Source organism: Mesorhizobium sp. M0437 (assembly GCF_040321335.1).
Lineage (GTDB): Bacteria > Pseudomonadota > Alphaproteobacteria > Rhizobiales > Rhizobiaceae > Mesorhizobium.
Map to the genome: position 1 here is coordinate 1 of NZ_JAMYRK010000111.1, position 10,404 is coordinate 10,404.

Annotated in this window: 10 protein-coding genes and 1 pseudogene; 4 read left to right on the forward strand and 7 right to left on the reverse strand. The window is 62.7% G+C overall.

The window, feature by feature from the left end; all coding sequences use genetic code 11:
• A partial coding sequence (gene ald, locus NKI72_RS32790) for an alanine dehydrogenase (protein WP_352851987.1) occupies positions 1–1,101 on the forward strand: 1,101 nt, incomplete at its 5' end.
• Between the two features lie 244 nt (positions 1,102–1,345).
• Here the strand turns inward: ald and NKI72_RS32795 are convergent.
• From NKI72_RS32795 to NKI72_RS32820, 6 genes are all read right to left on the reverse strand, one after another.
• Positions 1,346–1,813: a DUF1203 domain-containing protein gene (locus NKI72_RS32795; RefSeq protein WP_352471826.1), complete on the reverse strand. Its 468-nt coding sequence runs from the start codon at positions 1,811–1,813 to the stop codon at positions 1,346–1,348.
• A 77-nt stretch (positions 1,814–1,890) separates the two neighbouring features.
• Positions 1,891–2,697 (reverse strand): 4-hydroxy-tetrahydrodipicolinate reductase, encoded by an 807-nt coding sequence (dapB, locus tag NKI72_RS32800; protein ID WP_352448952.1) that lies wholly within the window; start codon positions 2,695–2,697, stop codon positions 1,891–1,893.
• Positions 2,698–2,847: 150 nt separating this feature from the next.
• A complete protein-coding gene (locus tag NKI72_RS32805; RefSeq protein ID WP_352448953.1) occupies positions 2,848–3,411 on the reverse strand; it encodes a GNAT family N-acetyltransferase in 564 nt (187 codons plus the stop codon).
• Between the two features lie 5 nt (positions 3,412–3,416).
• Positions 3,417–4,268: a 3-mercaptopyruvate sulfurtransferase gene (gene sseA, locus NKI72_RS32810; protein ID WP_352833542.1), complete on the reverse strand. Its 852-nt coding sequence runs from the start codon at positions 4,266–4,268 to the stop codon at positions 3,417–3,419.
• Between the two features lie 35 nt (positions 4,269–4,303).
• Positions 4,304–5,047 carry an alanyl-tRNA editing protein gene (locus NKI72_RS32815; protein ID WP_352613571.1) on the reverse strand — a complete coding sequence of 248 codons (744 nt, stop codon included), beginning with the start codon at positions 5,045–5,047 and terminating at the stop codon, positions 4,304–4,306.
• A complete protein-coding gene (locus NKI72_RS32820) occupies positions 5,047–6,081 on the reverse strand; it encodes a cysteine synthase A (RefSeq protein WP_352457507.1) in 1,035 nt (344 codons plus the stop codon). The genes NKI72_RS32815 and NKI72_RS32820 overlap by 1 nt, the downstream gene beginning before the upstream one ends.
• 215 nt (positions 6,082–6,296) lie before the next feature.
• Here NKI72_RS32820 and NKI72_RS32825 point away from each other — a divergent pair, with 215 nt between their 5' ends.
• Both NKI72_RS32825 and NKI72_RS32830 read left to right on the forward strand, forming a co-directional pair.
• A complete protein-coding gene (locus NKI72_RS32825; protein WP_352502944.1) occupies positions 6,297–7,118 on the forward strand; it encodes an SDR family oxidoreductase in 822 nt (273 codons plus the stop codon).
• A gap of 28 nt (positions 7,119–7,146) precedes the next feature.
• Positions 7,147–7,299: pseudogene (locus tag NKI72_RS32830) on the forward strand (alpha/beta hydrolase); the annotation flags it as partial.
• 101 nt (positions 7,300–7,400) lie between these two features.
• On the opposite strand, the gene NKI72_RS32835 reads toward NKI72_RS32830, so the two are convergent.
• Positions 7,401–8,819: a DEAD/DEAH box helicase gene (locus NKI72_RS32835; protein ID WP_352833540.1), complete on the reverse strand. Its 1,419-nt coding sequence runs from the start codon at positions 8,817–8,819 to the stop codon at positions 7,401–7,403.
• A 387-nt stretch (positions 8,820–9,206) separates the two neighbouring features.
• Here NKI72_RS32835 and NKI72_RS32840 point away from each other — a divergent pair.
• Positions 9,207–10,404 (forward strand): acyl-CoA carboxylase subunit beta (locus tag NKI72_RS32840; protein WP_352851989.1); only part of this gene is annotated, 1,198 nt, incomplete at its 3' end.

Below are 10,404 nucleotides of genomic sequence, written 5' to 3' on the forward strand. Positions count from 1 at the left end.
CCCCCGCAAAACAACAACCACCAATCCCGCGCCGGCCTGCCGCCGGGTGCGGCCCGCAAAAATGGCGCGCTGCGCCAGCCCGGGTGCCGCGCGCCCGGCCCGGGCCCCGGCTGGGGCGCCGACGACAACGCGTATCGTGCCGCCGGCGCCACGATCGCCAAGACGGCAGCCGACGTTTTTGCCAAGTCCGACATGATCGTGAAGGTCAAGGAGCCGCAGCCCAACGAATGGGTTCAGCTCCGCGACGGCCAGATCCTCTATACCTATCTGCATCTTGCCCCGGATCCGGAGCAGACCAAGGGCCTGCTGGCCTCCGGCGTGACCGCGATAGCCTACGAGACCGTCACCGACGAGCGCGGCGGTCTGCCGCTCTTGGCGCCGATGTCGGAAGTTGCCGGCCGCCTGTCGATCCAGGCGGGTGCAACGGCGCTGCAAAAGGCCAATGGCGGCCGCGGCGTGCTGCTTGGCGGCGTGCCCGGCGTGCTCCCCGGCAAGGTAACCGTGCTCGGCGGCGGCGTCGTCGGCCTGCATGCTGCACGGATGGCCGCCGGCCTTGGCGCCGACGTCACCATCATTGACCGCTCGATCCCGCGCCTGCGTCAGCTCGACGACATCTTTGGCGGCCGCGTCCACACCCGCTACTCGACCGTCGAGGCGCTGGAAGAAGAATGTTTTTCGGCTGACATCGTCGTCGGCGCCGTGCTGATCCCGGGGGCAGCAGCGCCCAAGCTGGTGACGCGCGAGATGCTGTCGGGCATGAAGAAAGGCGCCGTGCTGGTCGACGTCGCCATCGACCAGGGCGGCTGCTTCGAGACCTCGCACGCCACCACCCATGCCGAGCCGACCTATGAGGTCGACGGCGTCATCCACTATTGCGTCGCCAACATGCCGGGTGCGGTGCCGGTCACCTCGGCCCACGCGCTCAATAATGCGACGCTGCATTATGGCCTGCAGCTCGCCGACAAGGGCCTCAAGGCGCTGGTAGACGACCACCATCTGCGCAACGGGCTGAACGTCCACAAGGGCAAGATCACGAATCGCGCGGTGGCCGAAGCGCTCGGTTACGAGCTGGTCGAGCCGAAGGCCGTTCTCGCCGCCTGAGCTTCCGAATCTGCCTCTCCAGTGCCCGTCGGATTCGTCCGACGGGTTTTTCTTATGTCGAAAAACTGAAAAGTGTCGGGCGCGCAAAATAACCGGACAACAAAAAAGCGGAGCCAAAGCCCCGCTTCCTCGGTTGTCGAAAATTCCCGCCGGTTCATCCGCGGTCGGCAAATCGATCGACAGTCTCTTTCTACCGCTGGTATGCGACGGGAGTACGACAGCCAAGCCGGTGCAGCCTGTCCGGTTACGCGCGGTCGATCCGGCACTGATAGCAATTGTTGCGCGCCGAGCGGATGTGGACGTAAGCGATGTCGTCGCGTTCGAACAACGTCTCTGCCCGTGCGGCAATGGCGTCGGTCGGAATGACGCCGCCGCTGCCGTAAACGATGCGGTCGTCCTTGCCATAACCGCGCACAATGTAATCGCTGCTTTCGAGCATTTCGGGAAGCATTTTCCCCTCGGCGGCGCGTTCGCATTCTTTCGCATGCAGAAAGATCGGCCCCGTTTCGGCATAAGGCTGCAGCTCCGGAAAAGGTCGATAGGCCAAAACAAGATAGGCCTCTCCCAAAGCAATATTTTTCAAGCAATGACGGCAAGGCACGCCGTCGCCATCCGAAATTTGCCGCTCTGGCTTCAAGCCATAAGCATCCGGCCCGCCGCGCTGAAGTGCCCGGACAGCATTGGTTGGCAAGGCTTTGAATTTTAGCGTCATGGCAAAATCTCCGGTGTCGTCGACCGGAAATTATGCTCGCAAGACAGCGTTTCCCACCCGATTCCTGCCGAAATGGATCAATCCATCAGCGCGTCGAGACCACGAACCAGACCTTTGATCTGCTGTACCCGTCTGATGGCGAGCAGCGTGCCCGCCACGTAAGGCGCCGCGGACGAGCCGGCGTCGTGGCGTATGGTCAGCCGCTCGTCTGGCAGACCGAACAGCGCCTCGCAGGACAGGATGTAGGACGGCAGGCGAAGCGCGTGCACTTGCACCCCCTCGCCTGCGCCGACCGCACCACCGCGTGTGGCCGGCACGCCGGAGACCTCGGAGACCGGCTTTGCCGTTGAGGCCTTGCGGATGTCGGCCAGCGCTTCAGCAAGCTCTCGTGCGGTTCCGGAGGGCGCGTCGGGCTTCTTTGCACTAGCATAATCGATGACCTCGACATCCGGCACGTATTTTGCCGCCATAAGTGCAAACCGCTTCATCAGCGTGGCGGTGATGGAAAAGTTGCCAGCGGCAACAACGCCGACGCCATTGGCGCGCGCCGCGGCGTCGATCTCGGCATAGTCGGCAGCTCCCAGTCCCGACGTGCCGATCACCGTGTGCCGTCCGTTGTCGATGGCGAGCAGCACATGGTCTTTCACGACATGCGGCTTGGTGAAGTCGACCAGCACGTCCGACGGCGCCTCCAGCGCCTCGGCCAGCGAGGCCGAAACGGCAATACCATTAGCCGGCATACCAACCAGCAGACCGGAATCCTGCCCCGCTCCGCTGCGTGATACAGCCCCGGCCAGCGCCATGTCGCCTTGCGCCCCGATCGCCGGAACCAGCGCTTTGCCGACCCAGCCGGTCGCGCCGGCCATTACCACGCGTATTGCCATCGTGCGATCCTCCATCACCCATCGGTTTTTAGACGATAGCGATATGGAAAGAGCCAAGCTCATTCAAGTCGGGCTCGCCTTTGAGTGTTGATCCAGAGACTCTGGGACATTGCAAAGACAAGCTGAAGCGCGGATGAACGGGCCTGAAAATCAGGGCCGCATGACGCTGGCCGCGCGCTCGGCAAAAGACATCGGATGTACGACCTCCTTTTTTTGCGCCACTGGCGTAAAGCCGAGTTTTTGATAGAGCGGCAGTGCTGCTGGGTGATCGAGGGTGCAGGTCTGCACCGTCACCCGCTTTGGCCCGTGCGACCATGCCGCGGCGATTGCCGCACCGAGGAACCAGCGGCCGATGCCTTGCCCGGTCGCGTGCTCCATCATTCCGAAATAAGCGAGTTCCACTTCCTCCGGCAAATGCGGCTTGAGGTCGAAGAAGCCGGCCGGCGCACCATCCAGATAAAGCACCCTGATGTCGCGGTCCTCGCGGTGGATGCCCGCCGCAAGCTCCTCGTCGCTCAGCCTCAGCACATTGACCCAGTGCCATTTGCGGCCCACCCGATCCATCAAATAGCGGTAGAAATGCAGCGGAATGTCTTTGGTCTTGAGCAGCGCGATCTGGCGGTTGTACGGCAGCGGCGGCGAATAGGCAGGCGGCACATGCATTTCGAGAAACGTCACGGTGACATCGATGTCTTCCAGCGATCCGTCTTCCATCACCGTCAGTCCTTGCCCGTCACGACGGGCGTGTCGGAAAGCCCGCCCCATTCGGTCCATGAACCGTCATAAAGCCTGTTGTCGACATGGCCAAGCGTCTCCAAAGCTAGCGTGACGGCTGCCGCGGTGACGCCCGACCCGCAGGAGGTGACGACCGGCTTCGACAGGTCGATGCCGGCTCCTTCGATCGCTTTGCGCAGCCTGTCCTTCGGCAACAATTCGCCGTTTTCCGAAAGCGCCGAAAACGGCACGTTGTGCGCGCCCGGCATATGGCCGGAGCGGATGCCGGGGCGCGGCTCCGGCTCGGTGCCGGCAAAACGGCCAGGCGAGCGCGCGTCGGCGATCTGGCTCTCCCCCGTCTCGACGATCCGGCGCATGTCGGCAAGGCTGGCGACGCGGGCGGCATCGAAGTTGGCATAAAACACGCAAGGCGCGATCTTCGTCGGCTCCGCCGTCACCGGCCGTCCGGCGGCTTTCCAACGATCGAAGCCGCCGTCGAGTATATAGACCTGGAACACGCCCATGACGCGAAACAACCACCAGGCGCGCGGTGCAGAAAAGAACCCTGGCCCGTCATAGACAACAATCGTGTCATCGGCCGAAATACCCATCGCGCCGACATATTGCGCGAAATGCTGCGGCGACGGCAGCGTGTGCGGCAGAGCCGCTTCGGGGTCCGAAACCGCATCCTGGTCGAGGAAGCGGGCGCCTGGAATATGCGCTGCGTCGTACTCGGCGCGCGCGTCACGCTTTTGCGCCGGCAGATACCAGGACGCGTCGACAATCGTCAGGCCGGGTTCGCCGAGCCGCTTCTGTAACCAATCGGCATCGATGGTGAAAGGGCTGTCGTCGGCCATCTTTTCTCTCCTGTCCCGCCCGTCGCAGTCCTATATCAGGCTGGCGGCATAGGACCAAAGCGAATGCGGAAGCGCCGGTTCTCGCGGCCCTTCTTCTCGATCTTGCCGATATGGATCTCGCCGATTTCGCTGGTGCTCTTTACATGGGTGCCGCCGCAAGGCTGGCTGTCGATCGAAGCGTTCTCGCCGATGCAGACCAATCGGATCCTTCCCGTGCCGGCCGGAGGCCGCACATTCTTGGATTTCACCAGGCCCGGATTGGATGCCAGTTCCTCGTCGGAAATGAGCCGGGTGAAGATCGGGTGGTCGGCTCGCACCAGTTCCATCAGTCTGGCCGTCACGCCTTCCTTGGTAAAGCCGGCATCCGGGATGTCGAAATCGATACGGCTGTCGTCCTCGGAAACCGCGGCGCCGGTGATCGGGAACGGACAGACGACGGTAAGCAGGTGGCAGGCAGAATGCATGCGCATCAGCAACTGCCGCCGCGGCCAGTCGATGGCGAGCCTCATGCGCTCGCCCACCTTTGGAACTGCCTGCTCCGGCGCCGGTACATGGATGATCTCGTCCTTGGTTTCGCCGGTGATCGTAGCGGCAATCGCTATGCCGGTGCCGTCGGCGCGTTCGAGGCTGCCGGTGTCGCCCGGCTGCCCGCCCGATGTGGCGTAAAACACCGTCCGGTCCAGAATGATGCCGCCGCGATCATTGACTGCGACGACGGTGGCGTCGGCCGTCCCCAGATAGGCGTCGTCACGAAACAGCGCTTCGGTCTTGTGCGCCATCACGCAACCCTTTCGAACGGTACTGAAATCGTGCTCTGTTGCTCCATCCACCCCGGCACCGGCAGCTTCTTTTCGCGCAGGAATTCAGGATTGAACAGCTTCGACTGGTAGCGCGTGCCGTAGTCGCAAAGCATGGTCACGATAGTGTGGCCGGGGCCTAGCTCGCGCGCCAGGCGAATGGCGCCGGCAATGTTGATGCCCGTCGAACCGCCAACGCAAAGCCCCTCCTCCTGGATCAGGTCGAATACGATCGGCAGCGCGTCCTCGTCGGGGATCTGGAAGGCAAAATCGGGTGTAAAGCCTTGGAGGTTGGCGGTGATCCGCCCCTGCCCGATGCCTTCGGTGATCGAACTGCCCTCGGATTTCAGCTCGCCGCTGGTGTAGAAGGAATAGAGCGCTGCCCCCAGCGGATCGGCCAGCGCGATCTTGACCTGGTTGTTTTTGGCCTTCAGCCCGAAACCGACGCCTGCCAGAGTGCCGCCGGAACCGACCGCCGACACGAAACCATCCACCTTGCCGTCGGTCTGGTTCCAGATTTCTTCGGCCGTGGTGCGGATATGGCCGTCACGGTTGGCGACATTGTCGAACTGGTTGGCCCAGATCGCGCCGTTCGGCTCGCTCTTGGCCATCTGCTCGGCCAGCCGGCCCGACAGCTTCACGTAGTTGTTCGGGTTCTTGTAAGGCACGGCGGGCACTTCGATCAACTCGGCGCCGAGCAGTTTGATCGTATCCTTCTTCTCCTGGCTCTGGGTGTCGGGAATGACGATCACCGTGCGGTAGCCGAGCGCCTTGGCAACCAGTGTCAATCCGATGCCGGTATTTCCGGCCGTCCCCTCGACGATGACTCCGCCGGGCCGCAGCAGCCTGCGCTGCTCCGCGTCGCGGATGATAAACAGGCCGGCGCGGTCCTTTACCGACTGCCCGGGATTCATGAATTCGGCCTTGCCCAGGATCTCGCAGCCGGTTGCTTCCGAGGCCTTGTTGAGGCGGATCAGGGGCGTGTTGCCGATCACGTCGATCACAGAACGGGGCATGGAGATTCCTTTGTGGGTGCGGCGAAACCCTAGAAACCCGAAGCTTCGGTTTCAAGGCAAGAATTTGCCTGGTCCAGTCGCATTTCGCACACTGCAATTGCTGCAGCCAGGAGCGCCCGATCAGTATTCATTTCAACCATGTACCGAAAAGCACTCTTTTCATTCGATTTCTTCACCGGTAGAGCACAGGCTAAGAAGAGCCGGCGGGGCGCAACATGACACTCTATCGGGCCAATCCGAAGCATGGCGTCGCCTGGATTACGGGCGGCAGCAGCGGTATCGGCCGTTCGCTGGCCAAGGATCTTGCCGCTCGGGGCTATGTCGTCGCGGTGACTGCGCCAGATGACCATCCGATCGATACGCTCATCGTCGAAACGGCGCAGATGGCGGGCCGTGTCGCAGCCTTTCCCTGCGACGTGACCGACGAAAAACGCATGGCAAAGACGGTTGCGGCGATCGAGAAAGATCTCGGTCCGATCGTGTTGGCAGTGTTCAACGCGGGAAGCTATATCGCAACGCCGGGCGAGGATCTTGTGGCGCGCAATTTTCGTCGGTCTTTCGAAGTCAATTATTTCGGCATCATCAACGGCCTGCTGCCGGTCATCGAACGCATGCGCGTGCGCTCGCGCGGCCACGTCGTGCTGATCGGTTCGGTCACCGCCTATTTCGGCTGGCCCACCACCGCCGCCTATGGCGGCACCAAGGCGGCCGTCAATATCCTGGCCGAGTCGCTGAAATACGATTTTGACAAGATGAACGTCCGCATCCAGGTGATTAATCCGGGCTTTGTCGACACGCGGCTGACCGAAAAGAACTTCCTGCCGATGCCGGGCTTGATGCCTGTCAATCTGGCCTCGCGCCGCATCGCGCAAGGCATCGAATACGGCGGCTTCGAAGTCACTTTCCCACGCCGCCTGAGTTGGACGCTGAAGCTGCTCAGGATGCTGCCGAGGCCGTTCTGCCGATGGGTGATCAGCACGGTCACCCGCTGGAATGCGCGGCCGCTGAATTTCGACCGCAAGCCGCCAGTCGAGTAGGATCGGTGATGGGCGAGCGATCGTGTTTGCGGGTCGCTGGGGCGCTGGACATGAATTGGTGCCGGTCGACGATACCGGCGATCCGGACAACCACGTCATTGCCGGCGACGCGCTGTCGCCATCGACCACGGCTTTCCTCGCGCAGCGGATCGTCGTGTGGGTCGAGGCGGTGGTAAAGTGAACCAAAGGCCCCAAGCAAGAGGGCGACCGAAGCATCGCTCCGGTCGCCCTCTTCAATCGTATTCGACCAAGCCAGGCTTGGCCGACCGCAACACGGTCAGATTATGCGGCCCGCGCTGCTGGCCGCTTACCGCCGAAGCGGCGCTTGTTATTGCCCTTGAAGGGCTTGGCGCCTTCCGGCTTGCGCTCGCCCGCAAAGGCCGGCTTGTCGCCGAACCGCTTCTTGCCGAAGCCGTTGTTTGCGCCGCCGGGCCGCCTGCCGTCGCGACGGCCATTGTGGTCGTTGCGATCATTGGCCGGTTCGAAGCTGCGCTCGTGCTTCTCGGCGGGATTGCGCTGCGGATCGGGGCTGCCGAGATGGTCGGCAACGATCGGCAGCTTGGTGCGGATGATGCGCTCGACCTGACGCAGCTTGCTGTTTTCAGACGGGTCGCAGAGTGTGATAGCGATGCCGTCCATGCCGTTGCGGCCGGTGCGGCCGATGCGGTGGACATAGCTCTCCGCCTCGTCCGGCAGGTCGAAATTCACCACATGGCTGATGCCGGGCACGTCGATGCCGCGTGCCGCAATGTCGGTCGCCACGAGAATGCGCACCGAACCCTCACGGAAATCGTTGAGTGCCTTCTGACGGGCATTCTGCGACTTGTTGCCGTGGATGACGGCGGCCTTGAAGCCGTCGCGCTCGAGATCCTTGGTCACCCTGTCGGCGCCATGCTTGGTGCGCGAGAAGATGATGACGGACTTCATCGCCTCATCGGCAAGCATGTTGGCCAGCACCTGGCGCTTCTGCTTGGTGCGGGCAAAGACGACGCCCTGCACGATCTCGGCGGCCGCGGTGCTGTGAGGAGCGACTTCGACGCGAATCGGGTTCTTCAGCAGGCCTTTCGCCAGTTCGGCGATTTCGGCCGGCATGGTCGCCGAGAACAGCACCGTCTGACGGTCCGGCGCCGTCGCCTTGGCGATGCGCTTCACGTCGTTGATGAAGCCCATGTCGAGCATGCGGTCGCCTTCGTCGAGCACCAGCCATTTGGTGTCGGCAAGCATCAGGTCGCCTTCACGCACAAGGTCGGTCAGCCGACCGGGCGTTGCGATCAGGATGTCGACGCCGGGCGCAACCTTCTTCACCTGGCTGAAGCGCGAGACGCCGCCCAGCACGAGCGCGGTCGAGACATGCGCGCCCTTGGCGAGCAGCTTGATCATCTCCTCGATCTGCACCGCGAGTTCACGTGTCGGCGCCAGGATCAGCGCTCGGGCCGTCTTCGGCCGGCGCTTGGTACCAAGTGCGATGATCTTCGACAGGATCGGCAGCGCGAACGCCGCCGTCTTGCCCGAGCCGGTCTGGGCGATGCCGAAAATGTCGCGGCCTTCGAGCTGCGGCGGGATCGCCTGGGCCTGGATCGGCTTCGGATCGGTAAAGCCGGCGGCATTGGTGGCCTTGAGCAGTGCGCCGGTGATTCCAAGTGCGGCGAAACCGTTCGGTTCCGCAGTGTCCTTACCGGTCAAAGTGTTTTCATTGGTCAAAATATTCTTCTTTCATGCGGCTCCTGGCCGCAAACATCGATGGCGGCAGGGCGCAACCTGCCGTCGAAAATTGTCATGAAACGACAAGGCGGGCGGACGTCATCGTCCGCACGGCTGCGCTGTCGTGCCCGCAGGCTTCATGCCACGGGGCTTTTTCGCCACCTTGCCGATATGTCGGGAAGAGGGAAAACAGACGCAACCAGTCTCATTCATCGAGAAGGCCGGAGTGTCCCGGCCCAAGCGCCTATGCCGCCGCATATGGCCCAGTTCGCATCGAAATGCAAGGGGCCTGATGTTGCAGCGCAGCAAAAGCCATGAGGAAGCGGCGCTTGCGCTCTCTCGCGGGCATGATTACCACAATGCAGCTTTCCGTTTCGGGGACCGGTCATGAAGGACGTGCTGAAGGAACTCGAGCGCCGCCGCGAGATCGCCCGCATGGGCGGCGGCCAGGCCCGCATCGACGCCCAGCACAAGAAGGGCAAGCTGACCGCCCGCGAACGCATAGACGTCTTTCTAGACGAGGGCTCGTTCGAGGAGTTCGACATGTATGTCGAGCACCGCTCGACCGACTTCGGCATGGAGAAAACCAAGATCGCCGGCGACGGCGTCGTTACCGGCTGGGGCACCGTAAACGGTCGCCCGGTCTATCTTTTCGCCAAGGATTTCACCGTGTTCGGCGGCTCGCTGTCCGAGGCGCATGCCGAAAAGGTGGTGAAGGTGCAGGAGATGGCACTGCGCAATCGCGCGCCGATCATCGGCCTCTATGACGCCGGCGGCGCCCGCATCCAGGAAGGCGTGGCAGCCCTCGGCGGCTACGCCGAGATCTTCCAACGCAATGTACTTGCCTCCGGCGTCATTCCGCAGATTTCACTGATCATGGGCCCTTGCGCCGGCGGCGACGTCTATTCGCCGGCGATGACCGACTTCATCTTCATGGTCCGCGACACCTCCTACATGTTCGTCACCGGGCCGGATGTAGTGAAGACCGTCACCAACGAGACGGTCACCGCCGAAAGCCTCGGCGGCGCTTCCGTCCACACAACGAAGTCCTCAATCGCCGACGGAGCCTACGACAATGACGTCGAGGCGCTGCTGCAGATGCGCCGACTGGTCGATCTGCTGCCCGCATCCAACACGGCGGAAATTCCCGAGATCGAATGTTACCAATCGGTCACCGATCACGATCTGTCGCTCGACCGGCTGATCCCCGACAACGCCAACAAACCCTACGACATCAAAGAGTTGATCCTTAAAGTTGCCGACGAGGGTGACTTCTTCGAGATCCAGCAGAATTTTGCGAAAAACATCGTCACCGGCTTCGGCCGTATCGAGGGCCGCAGCGTCGGCTTCGTCGCCAACCAGCCGATGGTGCTGGCCGGCGTGCTCGATTCGGATGCCAGCCGCAAGGCGGCTCGTTTCGTGCGCTTCTGCGACTGCTTCTCGATCCCGATCGTCACCTTCGTCGACGTGGCGGGGGTGAAGGCCGGCCCCCCGCGGGGTGATTGCGGGGGGGTGACACACGGGGCCCAAGCATTGTTTTGCATAGGCCCCGCGGCCCGGCCCAACATAACCGCGCACTCCAAGA

Excerpts from the sequence above, each read along its gene's own strand:
- NKI72_RS32795 (WP_352471826.1), bottom strand. The coding sequence starts at position 1,813 with ATGACGCTAAAATTCAAAGCCTTGCCAACCAATGCTGTCCGGGCACTT.
- dapB (WP_352448952.1), bottom strand. The coding sequence starts at position 2,697 with ATGGCAATACGCGTGGTAATGGCCGGCGCGACCGGCTGGGTCGGCAAA.
- NKI72_RS32805 (WP_352448953.1), bottom strand. The coding sequence starts at position 3,411 with ATGGAAGACGGATCGCTGGAAGACATCGATGTCACCGTGACGTTTCTC.
- sseA (WP_352833542.1), bottom strand. The coding sequence starts at position 4,268 with ATGGCCGACGACAGCCCTTTCACCATCGATGCCGATTGGTTACAGAAG.
- NKI72_RS32815 (WP_352613571.1), bottom strand. The coding sequence starts at position 5,047 with ATGGCGCACAAGACCGAAGCGCTGTTTCGTGACGACGCCTATCTGGGG.
- NKI72_RS32820 (WP_352457507.1), bottom strand. The coding sequence starts at position 6,081 with ATGCCCCGTTCTGTGATCGACGTGATCGGCAACACGCCCCTGATCCGC.
- NKI72_RS32825 (WP_352502944.1), top strand. The coding sequence starts at position 6,297 with ATGACACTCTATCGGGCCAATCCGAAGCATGGCGTCGCCTGGATTACG.